The organism is Glycomyces amatae (assembly GCF_020991375.1).
In the GTDB taxonomy this organism is placed as follows: Bacteria; Actinomycetota; Actinomycetes; order Mycobacteriales; family Micromonosporaceae; genus Glycomyces; species Glycomyces amatae.
In genome coordinates this window covers 137,771-157,266 of the sequence record NZ_JAJLQZ010000003.1, presented here as the reverse complement: position 1 = coordinate 157,266, position 19,496 = coordinate 137,771, and the positions used below count along the sequence as shown (strand labels likewise).

At 72.1% G+C, this 19,496-nt stretch carries 12 protein-coding genes; 11 read left to right on the top strand and 1 reads right to left on the bottom strand.

Annotation, left to right across the window (positions count from 1 at the left end):
* Positions 1 to 29: 29 nt before the first annotated feature.
* The 9 genes from LO763_RS05905 to LO763_RS05860 all read left to right on the top strand — a co-directional run bounded on the left by LO763_RS05905 (position 30) and on the right by LO763_RS05860 (position 16,443).
* Positions 30 to 1,010: an ABC transporter substrate-binding protein gene (locus LO763_RS05905; protein ID WP_230601041.1), complete on the top strand. Its 981-nt coding sequence runs from the start codon at positions 30 to 32 to the stop codon at positions 1,008 to 1,010.
* Positions 1,011 to 1,108: 98 nt separating this feature from the next.
* Positions 1,109 to 2,674: a sugar ABC transporter ATP-binding protein gene (locus tag LO763_RS05900; RefSeq protein ID WP_230601040.1), complete on the top strand. Its 1,566-nt coding sequence runs from the start codon at positions 1,109 to 1,111 to the stop codon at positions 2,672 to 2,674.
* Positions 2,671 to 3,735, top strand: a complete 1,065-nt coding sequence (locus tag LO763_RS05895) for an ABC transporter permease (RefSeq protein WP_230601039.1) — start codon at positions 2,671 to 2,673, stop codon at positions 3,733 to 3,735. Before LO763_RS05900 ends, LO763_RS05895 begins: the two co-directional genes overlap by 4 nt.
* Entirely contained in the window at positions 3,732 to 4,763 is a 1,032-nt protein-coding gene (locus tag LO763_RS05890; protein ID WP_230601038.1) for an ABC transporter permease subunit, read from the top strand. The genes LO763_RS05895 and LO763_RS05890 overlap by 4 nt, the downstream gene beginning before the upstream one ends.
* A gap of 94 nt (positions 4,764 to 4,857) precedes the next feature.
* Positions 4,858 to 7,743, top strand: coding sequence for an immunoglobulin-like domain-containing protein (locus LO763_RS29355; protein ID WP_304608791.1), 2,886 nt, complete (start codon positions 4,858 to 4,860; stop codon positions 7,741 to 7,743).
* 110 nt (positions 7,744 to 7,853) lie between these two features.
* Positions 7,854 to 12,197: a family 43 glycosylhydrolase gene (locus LO763_RS05875; protein WP_230601037.1), complete on the top strand. Its 4,344-nt coding sequence runs from the start codon at positions 7,854 to 7,856 to the stop codon at positions 12,195 to 12,197.
* A gap of 137 nt (positions 12,198 to 12,334) precedes the next feature.
* Positions 12,335 to 12,952 (top strand): hypothetical protein, encoded by a 618-nt coding sequence (locus LO763_RS05870; protein WP_230601036.1) that lies wholly within the window; start codon positions 12,335 to 12,337, stop codon positions 12,950 to 12,952.
* 135 nt (positions 12,953 to 13,087) lie between these two features.
* Positions 13,088 to 14,131, top strand: a complete 1,044-nt coding sequence (locus LO763_RS05865) for a WxL protein peptidoglycan domain-containing protein (RefSeq protein ID WP_230601035.1) — start codon at positions 13,088 to 13,090, stop codon at positions 14,129 to 14,131.
* A 296-nt stretch (positions 14,132 to 14,427) separates the two neighbouring features.
* Entirely contained in the window at positions 14,428 to 16,443 is a 2,016-nt protein-coding gene (locus LO763_RS05860) for a right-handed parallel beta-helix repeat-containing protein (RefSeq protein ID WP_230601034.1), read from the top strand.
* Positions 16,444 to 16,492: 49 nt separating this feature from the next.
* Here the strand turns inward: LO763_RS05860 and LO763_RS05855 are convergent, their stop codons facing one another.
* Positions 16,493 to 16,675, bottom strand: a complete 183-nt coding sequence (locus tag LO763_RS05855) for a hypothetical protein (RefSeq protein WP_230601033.1) — start codon at positions 16,673 to 16,675, stop codon at positions 16,493 to 16,495.
* Between the two features lie 393 nt (positions 16,676 to 17,068).
* Between LO763_RS05855 and LO763_RS05850 the strand changes: the two genes are divergently transcribed.
* Both LO763_RS05850 and LO763_RS05845 read left to right on the top strand, forming a co-directional pair.
* Positions 17,069 to 18,706, top strand: a complete 1,638-nt coding sequence (locus LO763_RS05850; protein WP_230601032.1) for a GH39 family glycosyl hydrolase — start codon at positions 17,069 to 17,071, stop codon at positions 18,704 to 18,706.
* Positions 18,707 to 18,740: 34 nt separating this feature from the next.
* The gene (locus LO763_RS05845; protein ID WP_230601031.1) at positions 18,741 to 19,496 is read left to right on the top strand and encodes an alpha/beta hydrolase family protein; all 756 of its coding nucleotides are present in this window, start codon (positions 18,741 to 18,743) and stop codon (positions 19,494 to 19,496) included.

Below are 19,496 nucleotides of genomic sequence, written 5' to 3'. Positions count from 1 at the left end.
CTGCGTCCGGCATCTCAAGGAGGAGAACCATGTCTGCACGGCAGCGCATCGCCAAAGCACTCGGCGCGGCGACCGTCGGCGCCCTCGCGCTCGGCCTCACCGCCTGCGGCGGCGACTCGGGCGGCGACGACCTGACGACCATCGGCTTCGTCGCCGTCGGTCCCGAAGGCGCCTGGCGAGAAGCGAACGAGACCAACATCCAGGACACGTTCACCGAGGAGGCCGGCTACGAGCTCAAGTACGCCCCCGCCACCAACCTCGACCAGAAGTCGCAGATCGACGCCTTCACGTCGTTCGTCGACGAGGGCGTGGACGTCATCCTGCTCTCGGCCACCGAGGCCACCGGCTGGGAGGACTCGCTCAAGCGCGCGCAGGAGGCCGAGATCCCCGTGATCCTCCTCGACCGCGGCATCGAGCCCGACGACACCGACCTCTACGTCACCCGCATCGCCCCCGACAACATCGAGGTCTCCACGGCCGTCGCCGACTGGGCCGTCTCGGCCTTCCCCGACGGGGCCAACTACTTCGTCCTCGAAGGCCCCGCCGGCGTCTCGGTCGTGAACGAGCGCAACGAGGGCTTCGACGCCGTGGCCAGCGGCCAGCCCGGCCTGGTCAAGGTCGGCGCGCAGACCGCGAACTGGTCCACCGAAGAGGCCAAGGGCGTCGTCGAGACCGTCCTGAAGTCCAACGACAACGACGTGCAGTTCATCTTCGCCCAGAACGACGAGATGGGCCTCGGCGCCGTCCAGGCCGTCCAGGAGGCCGGCCTCACCCCCGGCGTCGACGTCAAGATCGCCACGATCGACGGCACCAAGAACGCCCTCGAATCCCTCGCGGCCGGCGAGCTGAGCTTCGTCGCCGAGTACAACCCGCTCTTCGGCGAGACCGCCCTCGAGGTCGTGGAGAAGGTCCTCGACGGCGGTGACGTCGAGTCCAGCATCGTCGTCCCCAGCGCGACCTTCGACTCGCCCGAGGCGGCCGAGACCGCACTGCCCGACCGCAAGTTCTAGCCCCAGGAACGGCAGTCCCCGGCGCGGGGTCCCTCCCGGACCCCGCGCCCCAGACCACCCCCGCGGCGCGGCTGCGGCGACAGGATGTGGAGCACCCGATGCCAGAATCGCTTCCGATCGTCGAGATGGTCGGCATCTCGATCGCCTTCCCGGGCGTGAAGGCCCTCGACGAGGTCGGGCTCCGACTCTTCCCCGGCGAGGTGCACACGCTCATGGGGGAGAACGGGGCCGGGAAGTCGACGCTCATCAAGGCGCTCACCGGCGTCTACAAGATCGACGAGGGAGAGATCCGGATCGCGGGCGAGCCGCGGCGCCTCGGCGGGACGGCCGACGCGCAGAACGCGGGCGTCTCGACCGTCTACCAGGAGGTCAACCTCTGCCCCAACCTCACCATCGGCGAGAACGTCATGCTCGGCCACGAGGTCAGGGGCGCCGCGGGCATCAACTGGAGGGCGACCCACCGGGCGGCCCGCGAGACGCTCGCGAAGCTCGGCCTCGGCCACCTCAACCCGAAGCACTCGCTCTCGGCGCTGCCGCTGGCGCTCCAGCAGCTCGTCGCCATCAGCCGCTCCATGGTGGCCCGGTGCAAGGTCCTCATCCTCGACGAGCCGACCTCGAGCCTCGACGCCAACGAGGTCGAGCAGCTGTTCACCGTCATCCGCGGCCTGCGCGACCAGGGCGTGGCCATCCTGTTCGTATCGCACTTCCTCGACCAGGTCTACGCGATCAGCGACCGCCTCACGGTGCTGCGCAACGGCCGCTTCGAAGGCGAGTACCGCACCAGCGAACTCGACCGGGCCGACCTCATCTCGAAGATGATCGGCAAGGACATCGCGGCCCTGAAGTCCCTCGACGCGAAGGCGTCCCGCCGCGTGCGCACCGACGACGCGCCGCTGTACGCCGCCAAGGGCCTCAGCCGCAAGGGCGCGATCGAGGAGCTCGACATCGAACTCCACCGCGGCGAGGTCGTCGGCCTCGCGGGCCTCCTCGGCTCGGGCCGCACCGAACTCGCGCGCCTCGTGTACGGCGCCGACCGGCCCGACACCGGCGAGGTGACCCTGGGCGGCGAGAAGACCGAGATCACGACGCCCGCGAAGGCGCTCGCCCGGCGCATCGCCTTCTCCAGCGAGAACCGCAGGGACGAGGGCATCGTCCGCGACCTCAGCGTCCGCGAGAACCTCATCCTCGCGGTCCAGGCCCGCCGCGGCTGGGCGCGGCCGCTGCCGCGCCGCGAGCAGGACGCCATCGTCGCGAAGTACATCGCGGCCCTCGGCGTCCGCCCCGCCGACCCCGAGCGGCCCATCCGCCTGCTCTCCGGCGGCAACCAGCAGAAGGTCCTCCTCGGCCGCTGGCTCGCGACCGAGCCCGACGTCCTCATCCTCGACGAGCCCACCCGCGGCATCGACGTCGGAGCGAAGGCCGAGATCCAGGAGTACGTCTCCGACCTGGCCGACGAGGGCCTCTCGGTCCTCTTCATCTCCTCCGAGATCGAGGAGGTCGTTCGCCAGAGCGACCGCATCATCGTCCTCAAGGACCACCGGAAGATCGCCGAACTCGAAGGCGGCCGAGACGTGTCCGCCGAATCCATCGTCACCATCATCGCCGAGGACGGCCTCGGCGACCCGAGCGCGGACACCGCGGTCCGCGAGGAGGCCACCGCATGAGCGCGAACGCGCACCGCCCGGCCGAGGCGCTCAAGGGCCTCGTCCGGCGCCAGTACTTCTGGGGCATCGTGGCCATCGCGCTGCTGCTCCTGGTCAACCTGATCAAGGACCCCGGCTACCTCGCCTTCTCGATCGGGTCGTCCGGCAACCTCGTCGGCAACGTCATCGACATCCTGCGCGCCGCGGCCCCGATCATCCTGATCGCCGTCGGCATGTGCCTCGTCGTCGCCACCGGCGGCATCGACCTCTCGGTCGGCTCCGTCATGGTCGTGGCCGGGGCCGTCTCGATGGAGTTCCTCAGCGGCGCCCCCGACACCGTCGGCTCGGGACTGGCCGCGATCGGCCTCGTCATCGCCGTGAGCGCCGCCCTGGGCGCGGTCAACGGCGTGCTCGTCTCGGTCGTGGGACTCCAGCCCTTCATCAGCACCCTGGTCATCATGCTCGCCGGCCGCGGCCTCGCCAAGGTCATCACGGGCGGCCAGAACACCGCCGCCACCAACGAGTCCTTCCGGTGGATCGCGAACGGCTACGTCCTCGGCCTCCCCGTCGTCTTCCTGCTCGCCCTGCTCCTGGCGCTCGCCATGGGATTCCTGGTGCGCCGCAGCGCCCTCGGCCTCATGCTCGAGGCGATCGGCATGGACGCCAAGGCCGCCCGCCTGGCGGGCGTCAACCGCCGCGCGCTCCTGTTCACCGTCTACATCCTCGGCGGCGTCCTCGCGGGCTTCGCGGGCGTGTTCGCCACGGCGAGCGTCATGACCGTGGACGTCTCGCGCACCGGATACCAGCTCGAACTCGACGCGATCCTCGCCGTGGTCATCGGCGGCACCTCGCTCGCGGGCGGCAAGTTCAACATCACCGGCGCCGTCGTCGGCGCGATCCTCATCGCCACCCTCGACAAGACGGTCGTCTTCCTCGGCGTCTCGTCGTCCGCGACCCCGGCCTTCAAGGCCGTCGTCATCGTCGTGCTCTGCCTGCTCCAATCCGAGCGGGTGCGGCGCGCGTTCCGTCAGCGCCGGGCGGCGACCGCCCGCCCGGCCGAGCGAGAGGCCGTGGCCGCATGAGCACCCTCACCGCACCCCCCAGCGAGGCCAGGGGCGCCCGCGCCCTCGCCAAGCGACTGTCCCTCCACCTGGACACCCTGCCCACCGCGGCCGCCGTCACCATCTTCATCGGCATGATCGTCTACGGCGAGGCCGCGTACGGGCGGATCGTGCAGTTCAACACGCTGTCCAACCTGCTCATCAACAACGCCCACCTCATCATCCTCGCCGTGGGCCTGACGTTCGTGATCCTCACCGGCGGCATCGACCTCTCGGTCGGCGCGGTCATCGCCTTCAGCAGCGTCGCGGGCGTCATGCTCATGAACGCCGGCTGGGACCCGTGGCTCGCCATGGGCCTCATGGTCCTCATCGGCACCGCGTTCGGCGCCGCCTCGGGCGTGCTCATCCAGTACTTCCACGTGCAGCCCTTCATCGCCACCCTCGCGATGATGTTCCTCGGGCGCGGCCTCGCCTCGATCCTCAGCACCGTCCCCGAGCGCCTCGCCGACGACTCGCCCGTGCGCGAGCTCGGCACGCAGATCAAGCTCTACGACGGGCCGAAGGTCAACGACGTCGCCATCACCCCCGGCGTGATCATCGCGGCCGTGGTGGTCGCGGCGGCGTTCTTCGTCCTCCACCGCACCCGCACCGGTCGCACCGTCTACGCCATCGGCGGCTCCGAGCAGTCCGCGGCCCTCATGGGCCTCCCCGTCCCGGCGACGAAGATGTGGGTCTACATCATCAGCGGCACCCTCGCGGGCCTGGCCGCGGTCGTCTACACCGCCCGCCTCGGCAGCGCCCAGAACATCACCGGCATCGGCTGGGAGCTCGACGCCATCGCCGCGACCGTCATCGGCGGCACCCTCCTCACCGGCGGCGCCGGCTTCGTCCTCGGCTCGGTCGTGGGCGCGCTCGTCCTGGGGCTCATGAACGTCCTCATCACCCGCGACGGCGGCATCCCGCCCGAGGCGACCACGATCATCACCGGCGGCATCCTCCTCGTGTTCGTCCTCCTCCAGCGCGCGGTCCTCGCCCGCCGGCGCGAGTAGCCGCGCCGCCCGCGCCTCGGACCACCCGGTTCTCCGAGGCGCGGGCGGACCCCTCCGAACGATCCCGCCCGTCTCAACGACGAGAGGCAGCCCCTTGCAGAACCGTCTCGCCGCCGCCGGCGCCACCGCCGCGCTGGCCCTGGGCCTGGCCGTCACGGCCGCCCCCGCGCACGCCGCCGACGCGGCCCCGCTGATCCACTACTCCTTCGACCAGGCCCCCGCAGGCGGCACCGCGATCACCGACGAGTCCGGCAACGGCAACGACGGCGTGCTCCGCCAGTCCGGCGCGACGTTCGCGAACGGCGTGCTCTCGCTGCCGGGCGGCTCGGCCGCGAGCACCGCCGCGTACGTCGAGATCCCCACCGCGGACCTCGTCGGACTCCAGGACCTCACCGTCTCCGCCTGGGTCGCCGACCGCTCCGGGGCCGCCAACGTCGCGGCCGCCTTCATCGGCGCCCCCGTCGCCCCGGGCGCGTCCTACTCCAGCGGCTACTGGCTGCTCAACCCCTCCAACCCGAGCGGCCACGTCAAATCCGTCGTCACGAACACCGTGGACGCCTCGGCCCCGTGGGGCACCGAGACCGGTGCGGGCGCGACGGGAACGCCGACCGCCGGTGCGCGGACCCCCGCCGGGACCGCGCTCTACACCACGGTCGTCGACGGCACGAACGGCCTGCTCACCCTCTACGTCAACGGCGTCAAGACCACCGAGCACGCCATCGCCCGCGACGTCGCCGACTTCGGCGCGGACCTCGTCGCCTACCTCGGCCGCTCCACCTACCAGGACCCCTACTTCGCCGGCGACTTCGACGACTTCGCGGTCTACGGCGAGGCCCTCGACGCCGCCGCGGCCCAGGCGCTCTACGCCGAAGGCGCCCTCGACCGCGCCGTCGACGCCGTCTCGGTGCAGCCCACCGCGACCGAGGACTTCACGCTGCCGACGACCGCCTACGGCGCGACCATCGCCTGGGCCTCCGACGGCGACGCGGTCACGATCGACGGCGGCGCCGCGGCCGTGACCCGGCCGTCCCCCGGCTCCGGCGACGCCGTCGTCACCCTGACCGCGACCTTCACGGCCGCGGGCGACTCCCGCACCCGGGCCTACACCGTGACCGTCCCCGAAGACCTCACCGACACCGAGAAGGCGGACGCCGACCTCGCCGCGATCGCGATCCCCAACGCCGACGACGTGCGCACCAACCTCACCGTGCCCGCGAGCGGCGCCAACGGCGCGGCCATCGAGTGGACCGTTCCCGCGACGGCGCCCGCGACCCTCCGCGACGGCGCCGCCGAGGGCACCCTGACCCTCGTCGTCGACCGCCCCGCCGCGGGCGGGGACCCCGTGTCCGTCACCGCCACCGCGACGGCCCGCATCGGCGACGCCGTCCGCACCCGCGACTTCGAGCTGGTCCTCCAGCCCATGCCCGCCGCCGGGGCCGAGGAGGAGGCGTACGTCTGGGCGTTCTTCACCGGCGAGGGCGACGGCGCCGAGCGGGTGAGCCTCGCGGCCTCGCGCGGCAACGACGCCCTGAGCTGGAACACCCTCAACGACGGGCGGCCCCTGTTCACCTCGACCCAGGGCACTCAGGGACTGCGCGACCCGTTCATCATCCGCTCCGCCGAAGGCGACCGCTTCTACATGCTCGCCACCGACCTCAAAGTGGACGGCCTGGCGGGCGGCTTCGACACCGCGCAGCGCAGCGGGTCGCTCCACATCGAGGTGTGGGAGTCCAACGACCTCGTCAACTGGTCCGAGCAGCGCCACGTCAAGGTCTCCGGCGACTACGCGGGCAACACCTGGGCGCCCGAGGCGTACTGGGACGAGGAGCTCGACACCTACGTCGTCTACTGGGCCTCGAACCTGTACGACACGACCGACCCGGCGGACCGCACCGCGGTCACCTACAACCGCATGATGTACGCGACGACCGACGACTTCACCACGTTCTCCGAGGCGCGGCCGTGGGTCGACGTCAAGCGCGGCACCGGCCGCGGCACCATCGACGCGACCATCGCGCAGGTCGACGACACGTACTACCGGTTCATCAAGGACGAGGCCACGATGACGATCCGCCAAGAGCGCTCGGACGACCTCCTGTCCACCGTGACCGGCGCCCTGCCCGGCGCCACCGGCCACGCCGACGAGTGGACCCTCGTGAAGGACCAGGTCGCCACCGGCCTCCCCAACGGCGAGCCGGGCGGCGCCTTCACGCAGGGCGAGGGCCCGAGCGTCTTCCCCGCCAACGAGGGCGACGTCAACGGCTACGAGTGGTACCTCTTCATCGACCAGCCCTCGTACCACGGCGGCCCGGACCACTACATCCCGTTCGCCACCGACGACATCGCCGACGGGAACGCGTGGGAGCCGGTCGGCGCCGAGCTGCGCGAGCAGCTGCCGGAGAACGCCGACGGCGGCAAGCCCCGCCACGGCACCGTCGTCCCCGTGACGCGAGCCGAGTACGAGGCCGTGCTCGCGGCCTTCGCGCCGGACCTCGCCGTCGCCTCGGCCGATCCGATCGCCGTCACCACCCCCGCGGGCACGGCCCCGGTCCTGCCCGGCGCGCGGCTCACCAAGGCCGACGGGTCCGTAGAGGACGTCGCGGTCGCGTGGGACGCGATCGACCCGGCGCAGTACGAGCAGCCGGGGACCTTCACCGTCGCCGGCATCGCGCAGGACGATTCCCGCGCCCCCGTCACGGCCACGGTCACGGTCACCGCTCCGCTCACGGCCGCCGCGTCCGTGCGATGCGTCGCCGGCAAGGCGGTCGTGACCGTCACGACCACCAACACCGGAGACGCCGCTGTGGACATCACGCTGTCGTCCGACTTCGGAACGAAGACCGTCACCGGCCTCGAACCCGGAGCGGCCTCCTCCGTCGCGTTCACCACGCGGCTGACCGCCGTCCCCGCCGGAACGGTCACCGCCACTGCGGACGGCGCCGCCGTCGAGGCCGCCTACCCCGCCGCCGCCTGCGGCTGACCCGTGCGGCCCGGCCCCCGCCGGGCCGCACCCTTGTCCCCCCACCCCCGCCCCGATACACTCTGATACCGGTAACAAAGGTGTTGCCGCTTCCCCTCGAAGGAGAGCGCATGGTCGCCTCAACCCGCGCGAGCCGGTTCACGCTCCGCTCCCTCACCGCCGCAACGGCACTCGGCCTCGCGGTCACCGGCGCCGACTGGGCCCTGGCCGCGGCCGACGATCACCTCATCGCGCACTACGCCCTCGACGAGACGACCGGCACGATCGCCGCCGACGGCTCCGGCCACGGCCACGACGCCGTCATCGCGGGCGGCGCGACCCTCACCGGCGGCGAGGGCATCCGCCTCGACGGCGCCGACGACCACGTGAAGCTCCCGAACGACCTCCTCGCCGGCCTCACCTCGATCACCGTGAGCACCGAGGTCCTCGTCCGCGCCGAGCAGGGCACGCCCTACTTCGTCTACGGCCTCGGCAACCCCGCCACGTCGAGCTCCGGCACCGGCTACCTCTTCTCGACCGGCGACGCCTACCGCACCGCCATCACCACCGGCAACTGGTCGGGCGAGCAGAACACCACCAGCGGCGCGAACCTCGCACGCGGCGTGTGGAAGACGATCACCTACACGCTCGACGACGCGACGGACACCGCCACGCTCTACCTCGACGGCGTCCAGGTCGCGCAGAACACCGGCGTCACCACCACCCCCGGCCAGATCGGCGGCGGCACCACCACCGCCAACTACATCGGACGCTCGAACTACGCCGCCGACAAGCACCTCGCGGGCAGCGTCCGCGACTTCCGCATCTACGACACGGCCCTGTCAGCCGCCGAGGTCGCGGACCTCCAGCCGTCCGACGCCGTGAAGGTCCAACGCGACCTCGACACGATCGACCTCGGCGACCTCTCCGGCGTCACCGCCGACCTCGCACTCCCGACCGCGGCCCCCAACGGCTCCCGGATCACCTGGGCCAGCGGCGACGAGGACGTCATCTCCGACACCGGACACGTCACCCGGCCCGCGAGCGGCACCGCCGAGGTCACCCTCACCGCCACGGCCGCCAAGGGCTCGGCGACCGCCGCGCGCGAGTTCACCGCCACCGTCTCCGCCACGAGCGACGCCGACTACCAGGCCGACCTCGACGCCATCGCCATCCCGAACGCGAACGACGTCCGCGGCAACATCGACCTGCCCCAGACCGGCGCCGTCACCGGCAGCGCCATCGCCTGGACCGCCTCCCCCGAAGGCGTCGTGTCGACCGAGGCCGACGGCGACACCGCCCCCGGCGTGGTCACCCGCGGTGCCGCCGACCAGGACGCCGTCCTCACCGCGAGCGTCGGCGGCCTGTCCCGCGAGTTCCCGATCACCGTCCGCGCCGCCCGCGAGCAGGCCGAGTACGAGGGCTACGCCTTCGCCTACTTCACCGGCAACACCGTCGCGGGCGAGAACGTCCACTTCGCCGCCAGCGAGGGCAACAACGCCCTCGCCTGGAACGAGCTGAACGGCGGCCTGCCCGTCCTGTCCTCGCAGTACGGCGAGCAGGGACTGCGCGACCCGTTCATCATCCGCTCGCCCGAGGGCGACACGTTCTACCTCATCGCGACCGACCTCTCCATCGGCTCGGGCACCTCCTGGGACACCTCCCAGCGCCAGGGCAGCCGGTACCTCGAGGTGTGGGAGTCCCACGACCTCGTGAACTGGTCGGCGCAGCGGCACGTGCTCGTTTCGCCCGAGACCGCCGGCAACACCTGGGCCCCGGAGGCGTACTACGACACCGACCTGGGCGCCTACGTCGTCTTCTGGGCGTCCAAACTGTACGAAGAGGACGACCCGGCCCACACCGCGAGCACTTACAACCGCATGATGTACGCGACGACCCGCGACTTCGTCACCTTCAGCGAACCGCGGATCTGGCAGGACGGCATGTCCCGCATCGACTCCACGGTCATCCTGGACGACGGCGTCTACCACCGCTTCACCAAGGACGAGGGCGCCGGGACCACCGGCTGCTCCGACATCATCCAGGAGTCCTCGACCTCGCTGCGCGCCCCGCTCGACGAGTGGACCGCGATCGACTCCTGCATCGGCCGCGACGCCGGCACGAGCGCCGTCGAAGGCCCCTCGGTCTTCCAGGCCAACCCCGGCGACGTCAACGGCGGCGGCAGGCACTACCTCTTCGTCGACGAGTACGGCGGCCGCGGCTACATCCCGCTGACCACCGACGACATCGCGTCCGGCGGCTGGACCGTCGCGGAGGACTACGACCTCCCCGCCAGCCCGCGCCACGGCACCGTCATCCCCGTGACCGCCGACGAACTCGCGGGCCTCTACGAGGGCCGCCCCCCGATCTCCTCCAACGAGGACGGCGAGGTCGTGCGCTACGACTTCACCGACGGCTCCGGCACCACCCTCACCGACGCCTCCGGGAACGGCCGCGACGCGACGATCGACGGCGCCGCCTGGTCCGACGGCGCGCTCGTCTTCGACGGCACCGACGACCACGTGGACCTGCCCGACGACCTCATGGCCGGGCTCACCGACATCTCCGTCGACGCCGACGTGTGGGTCGACCCCGCCCAGTCCGGCAACTACTTCATCTGGGGCCTCGGCAACACCGACGCCGCCGGCAGCGGCCGCGGCTACCTGTTCACCACCGGCGACGGCTCCTACCGCACCAGCATCACCGCGAGCACGTACACCGCCGAGCAGACGGCCGGCTCCGGTTCGGCGCTCCCGCGCGGGCGCTGGGCCCACCTCACCTACACGCTCCAAGGCGACACGGCCCGCCTCTACCTCGACGGCGTGCTCGTCGCCGCGGAGGACGGCGTCACCGTCGACCCCGGCGACATCTCCGGCGGCGAGACCTGGGCGAACTACCTCGGCCGCTCCCTCTACGAACAGGACGGGCGCTTCAAGGGCAAGTTCCGGTCGTTCGCGGTCTACGACCGCGCCCTGAGCCCGGCCGAGGTCCTCGACATGGCGGGCGCGCCGGGCGCGGTCACCGACGTGTCCCTCACCGACCCCGACGCGCTCGCGACGAGGCCCCTCGTCGACACGGAGGCGCACACCGTCGTATTCCCCGTCGTCGAGGGCACCGACGTCTCGGCGCTCGCCCCGACCTTCACCACCGCCACGGGCGCCACCGCATCACCCGCCCCGGGCACCACCGTGGACCTGTCCGCACCCGTCGAGTACGCGGTCACGGCCGCAGGGGCGACCACGACCTGGACGTTCTCCGCCCAGATCGTGAACACCCCCGTGCTGCCCGGCCTCTACGCCGACCCCAACATCGCCGTGTTCGGCGACACCTACTACCTCTACGCGACCACCGACGGGTACCCCGGCTGGGGCGGCAAGGACTTCTACGTCTGGTCCTCGAAGGACCTCGTCGACTGGACGCGCTCCGAGGAGCCCGTCCTCACCCTGGACGGCGCGAACGGCGACGTCCCCTGGGCGAGCGGCAACGCGTGGGCGCCGACGATCATCGAGCGCGACGGGAAGTACTACTTCTACTTCAGCGGCCACAACACCGCGCTGAACCGCAAGACCATCGGCGTCGCGGTCGCCGACGGCCCCGAGGGCCCGTTCACCGCCCAACCGGAGGCGATGATCCTCAACGACGAGGCCGTCACCTCCGGTCAGGCGATCGACCCCGCGGCCTTCCACGACCCCGTGTCGGGGAGGTACTACCTCGCCTGGGGCAACGGCAGCGCCGCCAACGGCCCGGTCATCGCGGAGCTGAACGACGACATGGTGTCGATCAAGGCCGGCACCTACGAGCGGATCTCCGGCCTCACCGACTTCCGCGAGGGTCTCTTCCTCAACTACCGCGAGGGCCTGTACCACCTGACGTACTCCATCGACGACACCGGCTCCGAGGACTACCGCGTCGGCTACGCGACGGCGACGAGCATCGACGGGCCCTGGACCTACCGCGGGGTCATCCTCCAGAAGGACACGTCCCTCGGCATCAAGGGCACGGGCCACAGTTCGATCATCAACGTGCCCGGCACGGACGACTGGTACATCGCCTACCACCGCTTCGCCCTCTCGGGCGGCGACGGGACCCACCGCGAGACCACCGTCGACGCGCTCGAGATCGGCGAGGACGGCCTCTTCCAGCCCGTCGTCCCGACGCTCACCGGCGTCTCGCCGCAGCCCGTGCCCCCCTCGGGACCGCAGATCACGGTGACGGCGGAGTCTCGCTGCGTCGCGGGCAGGGCCGTGCTGACGGTCTCGGTCCGCAACGACCACGACGGGCCCGTCTCGCTCGTCGTGTCGACCCCCTACGGCGACAAGACGGTCACCGCACTGGCCGCCGGAGGCGCGTCGTCGTCCGCGTTCACCACCCGCGCGGCGCAGACCGCCGCGGGCACCGTGAGCGTGACCGCGACGGACGCGGACGGCGCGACCGCAGAGCGGGAAGCCGCCTTCCCCGCGTCGGACTGCGGCTGAGGCACCCGGGGCGGCGGCCGGCGCCCGCCGCCCGCACCGCGCCGGACGCTGGGCCGGCGGGGCACCCCGGACGACGCGCGTCGTCCGGTCCGGAGGGCGACGGTCGCCCCCGGACGGACTGAGAAGAGGACTCACTCATGAATCGTGGAATGGTCAAACGGGTCTCGGTGGCCGCGGCCGGCGGCGCCATGCTCGCGGGCGTCGCGGGTGCGGCGTTCGCGCAGGACCAGGTCGGCTCCGGCTCCGATGTGGATGTGAACGTCACGATCGACGACATCGAGGAGGGCGTGCTCGCGATGTCGGTCGACGGGACGACCGCGACCCTCGTCGAGGACGGCTCGACGGCGACGATCCGACAGTTCACCGGCGCGCTGCCGACGGTCACCGTCACCGACACGCGGTCGGCGGACGAGATCCCCGACGGCGCGTTCTGGTGGGTCGAGGGCACGGCGTCGAGCTTCACCGGCGACGCGGGCCAGGAGCCGATCGGGGCGGAGAACCTGGGCTGGTCGCCCACCCTGGTCGACGACGGGTCCGGCGCCGTCGCGGTCGGCCCCGACGTCGCCCCTGCCCTGGAGACGGAGGAAGACCCGAACAACGTGGGCCTCCAGGGCCGCGAACTGCTCGCCATGGCGCTCACCAGCGAGGAGGCGATCGGATCGTGGGAGGCCAGCGCGAACCTGACGCTCCAGGTCCCCGCCGAGGTCGAGCCCGGCACCTACACCTCCACCCTCACCCTCTCCCTGTTCGAGTGAGGCCGACCGGGCGGGCACCGAGCCGTGTCCGCCCACCGGCCGTGCGCTCCGGGACCCCGCATCCGACCCCCCGAAAGGCCGACGATGGCTTCCGCAACCAGTGGCGGCGCGGTTCGCGCCGCTCTCCTCGCCGCAGTGTCCCTGCCGCTCATGGCGGTCCCCGCCGGGCCCGCCGCCGCGCAGTCGAACGGCGGGGACGCGGGCACGGTGACGTGGTCGGTCCGACCGGCCGACGATTCGGGTGAGGACGGCCGGGCCTGGGTCGAGCAGGAACTCGACCCGGGCGAGACCGCGACCGAGCACATGGCGATCCACAACCTGTCCGATCAGGAGGTGACGTTCCGCCTCTCCGCCGCGGACGGCTACTTCGGGGACAACGGCCGGTTCGGCATGCTGCCCTCCGATCAGCCCTCGGTGGACGCGGGACTGTGGATCGAGGTGCAGGACGAGGTCACGGTCGGCCCGGACGAGACCGCCGTCGTCCCGTTCACGACGACGGTGCCGGAGAACGCGACCCCGGGCGACCACGCGGCGGGCGTGGCCGCCTCGGTCCTGTCGCAGCAGGTCGGCTCGGACGGGGCGACCATCGGCGTGGAGTCCCGGGTCGGCTTTCGCGTCATGACCCGCGTGACGGGGGAACTGGCGCCCGCGGCCGCACTGGAGGCCGTGGCCTCCTCCTACGACCTCTCGTGGAACCCGCTGGCCCCCGGAGTAGCGCAGGTGACCTTCGACGTGGTGAACACCGGCAACACGCGGCTCACGGTGACCGGGGCCGTCACGGTCGGCGGCCGGGAGGTCGCGTTCCCCCGAGCGGACGAGATCGACCAGGAACTCCTGCCGGGGGAGCAGCGGACCTTCACGGTCGCAGTGGAAGACGTGTGGCCGCTCGTGTTCGTGCCCGCGTCCCTCGAAGTGACGCCGGCCGTGGTCGGCGACGGCGACGGCACCTCGGTCGACGCCGCGACCGCCGACGTCGGCGTCTGGGCCGTCCCGTTCCCGCAGCTGATCGCGCTGGCGGGCGTCGCCCTACTCGTCTGGTCGGGCCTGTGGGGGCGCCGCAGGTCGCGCGTGCGGCTGGAGGAGAAGCTCGCGCAGGCCCGCGCGGAAGGGCGCCGCGCGGCGGCGGAGGAGCACGCCGACCGGGCGGTCGAGGCCGACACCGCCGAATCGCCCGGCTGAACGCGGACCCGGTGCGGGGAACGGCGCGACCGCGTTCTCCTCCTGATGTTGGAGCACTCGATCCGTTCCACCGCCGGGGCACGTCCCTCGGTCGCCGGGCGGGCCGCATACCCGTCCGCGGAGCGCGCGCGGAAGGCGGCTGCGAGGTCGAGAGGCGACGTGGACAGGGCCTGTCCCGCCCCGAGCCGGCCGGGAGCGCCTTCGTGAACCGGCCCTGGAGCCCGCTCCCCGCCGGAGGACTGCTCGACGGCGTTCACCCGGGAGGACCGCGCGGGCCGGCGGCTAAGGTTTGCGTTGTGGAACTGCATGTCGCGAAGTCCGGATCCGATACCGCCGCCGGCACCCCCGAGGCCCCGCTGCTCAGCATCGGTGCGGCCGCGGCGCTGGCGCAACCGGGGGACACCGTCGTCGTGCACGCGGGCGTGTACCGCGAGTGGGTGAATCCGCCCCGCGGCGGCACGGCCGCCGCGCCGATCACCTACCAGGCCGCGCTGGACGCGGAGGGCCGCTACGAGCCGGTCACGATCTCCGGCGCCGAGGTGATCGCCGACTGGCGCCCCCATCCCGGCTCGGCCGCCGTCTGGACGGCGACGGTGCCGAACACCCTGTTCGGGGACCGCAACCCGTACACCGAGCGCATCGGCGGGGACTGGTTCTTCGACCAGGTCAACACCTGGCACACCGGCGAGGTGTACCTCGACGGCAAGTCCATGTACGAGTCGCCGACCCTGGGCGGCGTCGAACGCCCCGCGGTCACCGAGGACTCGTTCGACCAGGCGGGCTCCCTGCTGACGTGGTACTGCGAGGCGGGCGACGACGCCACGACGATCTGGGCCAACTTCGGGGGCGCCGACCCGGCCGCGCACGAGATCGAGATCAACGTCCGCAAGTTCGTCTTCTGGCCCGAGGCCACGGGCGTCGACCACCTCGCGGTGCGCGGCTTCACGCTGACCAAGGCCGCCACGCAGTGGGCGCCGCCCACCGCGATGCAGGAGGGCCTGATCGGCCCGCACTGGTCCAAGGGCTGGGTGATCGAGGACAACACGATCACCGACTCGAAGAACGTCGGCGTCTCCCTCGGCAAGGAGGCCAGCACCGGACAGAACGAGTGGACCTCGGGATCGAAGGGCGCCAAGGGCGGCACGCAGCGCGAACGCGAGGTGATCCAGCGGGCGCTGGCCCTGCGCGGCCCCGACGCCGGCGAGCCGCACCCGTGGCACCGGGACCACGTCGGCTCCCACACGGTGCGCCGCAACACGATCCGGGACTGCGAGCAGGCGGGCATCGTCGGGCATCTCGGCGCGGCGTTCTCGACCATCGCCGACAACCACATCTCCCGCGTCCACGTGAAGCGGCAGTGGCACGGCGCCGAGGTGGCCGGCATCAAACTGCACGCCGCCATCGACACCGTGATCAGCGGGAACACCATCCACCACACGCATCGAGCCCTGTGGCTGGACTGGCAGGCCCAAGGCACCCTGGTGCGGCGCAACGTCTTCTACGCCTCCACCGCCGAGGACTTCATGGTCGAGGTCTGCCACGGCCCGTACCTCGTGGACTCGAACCTGTTCCTCTCCCCGTGGGCGGTCAAGGACATGTCCACCGGCGGCGCCTACGTGCACAACTACTTCGCGGGCCGCATCGCGAGCTGCACCGAGCACCAGCGGTACACCCCCTACCACCTGCCGCACTCCACGGCCGTCCACGGCGTCTCGAACATCCTCGGCGGCGACAACCGGTTCTACAACAACGTCTTCGTCGGCGACCGCGGGGAACGCGCCGAACCGCAGGCGGAGCCGGCGCTCGCGAGCTTCTGGTCCGGCGCGATCGACATCGACGGCGTGCCCGGCCAGGCCGCCTTCGTGCCGACCCCGGTGGGGACCTCGCAGTACGACGCATGTCCGACGCCGGAGGAGTACCCGAACGAGGACGGCAGCGCGCTGGCCGGGCCGCGCCTGCCGGTCCGGGTCGAAGGCAACCTGTACGCGGACGGCGCCGAGCCGTTCCGCGCGGAACCGCAGCCCCGTGTCGTAGGCGCGTCACCGGTGCGCGTCGAGGTGCACGACGCCGCGGCCGGCACCGTCCGCGTCGAGGTGGCCGGCGCCGCCTTCGCCGTCGCCCCGGTGACGACCGCGCGCCTCGGGACGAGCTACCAGGCCGAGATGGGCTACACCAACCCGGACGGGTCCGATCTGGACCTGAGCGCGGACATCACCGGTCTCCCGCGCGACGAGGTCGTGCCCGGGCCGTTCGCGGCCTCGGCCCCCGGCGTGCGGCTGCTCGCCGCTCCGGCCCCGCGCCGCCGGGGCTGAGGAGCCGCCGAAGCATCGCGATGCGAACGGGGGCAGCGCCGCAGGAGGATCACTCCTCGGGTCGGCGGCGGTTCGCCTCCCCCGGGCGGCGCAGGGGAGCGGTCGCCTCACCGCCGATGCCGCCCCCCGCGGTCGCAGCGGTGTCGTCCTGCCGCTGATCGCGCTCGCGCTGCGCTCGCTCGGTCCACCGGTTCTGGAGGCGGTTGCGCCGCAGGCGCGGGTCCTCGCTCATCGGACGGCCCCCTCGTCGGTCAGGGCGAGTCGCGAAGGCCGAGCGCCGCCGCGAGCCGCCCGTGCCCGGACATCGCGCCTCCGGCCGCGCCCGGGACGGGTTCGACGGCGATCCTCATCGGGACGCTGCATCGACGGCCTCTCTTTCGATGTTTCGAAAACATTTCGACATTATCATGAACATTCTTGCGGATCAACGCCATCGTGCTTTCGATCTGAACACGTATTGACAGCTCAAAGGCAGGACGTTAGCCTGACAGCGCTCGAATATGTTTCGAAAAATTTTCGATAACTGAAGACATGCGAGGCGGCGCGCCACCTCCTGAGCACCCATCGCCCGCAACGGCCCGCCGCGCCTCCCGATCCGCCACCGAACCGCGAACGAAACGAGAACATGGACAGCGACCGAACCGCGACCCCCGCGCTCACCGTCGACGGCCGCCCCGGCACCGACAGCCCCCTGCGCCACGTCTGGAGCGAATGCGCCGGCGCCGGACGCGCCAACGAGGCCCTCCGCGCCGACTGGCAGCGCCAGTTCACCGAGGCCGTCGACACCCTCGGCTTCCGCTACCTCCGCTTCCACGGCCTCTTCCACGACGACATGTTCGTCTACCGCGAGAGCTACGGCGGCGGATTCGGCCCCGACAGCCCGCTCCCGGAGCCCGTCCACACCTTCGGCTACGTCGACAAGGTCTTCGACTTCATCCTCGAGACCGGCGCCCGCCCCTTCGTCGAACTCGGCTTCATGCCGCGGGCGCTCGCCACCGTCACCGACACCCTCTTCTGGTGGCGCGCCCACTGCAGTCCGCCCAAGGACATGGGCAAGTGGGTCGAGCTCGTGACCCGCACCGTCGAGCACTGGATCGACCGCTACGGCCTCGACGAGGTCCGCCGGTGGCGGTTCGAGGTCTGGAACGAACCGAACCTGGTGCCCCACTTCTGGACCGGGACCCGCACCGAGTACTTCGAACTCTACGAGCAGACCGCGCTGGCGATCAAGCGGATCGACCCGCACCTGCGCGTCGGCGGCCCCTCCACCAGCGTCTTCGTCCCCGACGACCGCTACCGCGGCGAGACCGAGGACCGCGCCGCCTCCCACCCCACCGCCGCCGCGCCCGACGTCGACGCCCTCGACTGGCAGCCGGTGTGGATCGAGGAGTTCCTCACCTGGTGCGCCGAGCGCGACGTCCCGGTCGACTTCGTCACCACCCACCTCTACCCCACCGACTACGCCTTCGGCTCCGACGGCAACGGCGTCGCCCTCTCCCGCTACGCCGACGCCACCTACGACGACCTGCGCCTCCTGCGCAAACTCATCGCCGGCTCCGCCTACCCCGACGCCGAAGTCCACATCACCGAGTGGTCGACCTCGCCGTCCTCGCGCGACCGCATGCACGACACCCTCTTCGCCGCCACCGCCATCACCCGCGCCTACCTCCAGTGCGCCGCGCTCGCCGACTCCATCTCCTACTGGGCGTTCACCGACGTGTTCGAGGAGGGCGGCGCCGGCATCGGCCCCTTCCACGGCGGGTTCGGCCTCGTCACCGAGGACGGCGCGCACAAGCCGACCTTCCACGCGATGGCCATGCTCGAGCGGCTCGGCGACCGGCTGCTGCTGTCCACACCGCACGGCGCCCTCACCCGCGACAGCCGCACCTCCGCGGTCGCCGGAGTGTTCTTCAACTACCCTGACGAGCGGGGCACGCGGGCCGTCGGCTCGGCCGACTCCTACGAGCAGACCCGCGCCCTGGCCGACGAGGGCCCCGCCCGCCGGATCCGGCACGCCGTCGGCGGACTGGCGCCCGGCACCGTGTTCCTCGTCGAGGTCCTGGACTGGGAGCACGGCAACCCCGCCGAGGCCTGGTACGCGATGGGGAGCCCGCTCAACCCCAGCCGGGCGCAGAGCCGCCACCTGCACGACGTCGCGGACGCCCTGCACCGCTTCACCCTCACCGCCTCCGGCGAGGGCGTCCTCGACATCGACCTCGACCTCGCCCCGTGGGCGGTCGCCTCGGTGCGCCAGGCGGACTGACGCCGCCCCCCTCCGACACCGCAGATTGGATCCAGTGGAACTCCTCGACATCGAACACCGCGGGCGCACGCTCCGCGGCGCCCTGCACCTGCCCCCCGACACCGCCGCGCCCGTCCCGGCGGTCGTGCTCTGCCACGGATTCGGGGGCAACCGCGCCGAGTTCGGGTACACGTTCGTCCGCGCGGCCGAGGCGATGGCCGCGAGCGGGGTGGCCGCGTACCGGTTCGACTTCGCCGGCTGCGGCGACTCCGACGGCGACTTCGACGACCTCACCGTGTCCGACCAGGTCGCCCAGGCCGTCGCCGCCCTCGACGCGGTCGGCGCGCACCCGGCGGTCGACGCCGGGCGGCTCTCCCTGCTGGGCATGAGCCTCGGCGCGCTCACCGCCTCCCTGGCCGCGCCGCTGCGCCCCGTCCGGTCGCTGGTGCTGTGGGCCCCGGCCGCCCTCGCCGTCGCCATGGACGGGGAGGGCGCGCGGCGCCGGGCCGCGGCGATCGCCGAGTCCGGCTACGACGACTTCGGCGGCCTGCCCATCCACCGGGCGTTCGTCGACGACGCCGCGGGCATCGACCCGTTCGCCGACGCGGCCGCCTACACCGGGCCGGTGCTCCTGGCGGTCGGCACGGAGGACTTCGTGCTCGCGCCCGGCGTGCTCGAGGGCTACCGGGACGCCTACGGCGACCGGCTCGACCTCCAGCTCTTCGACGGTGTCGGGCACGGCTTCGAGACCGTGCCCGCCCGCGGGCGCCTCGTCGGGCTCTCCGCGGCGTTCACGTCGCGCCACGCCTGA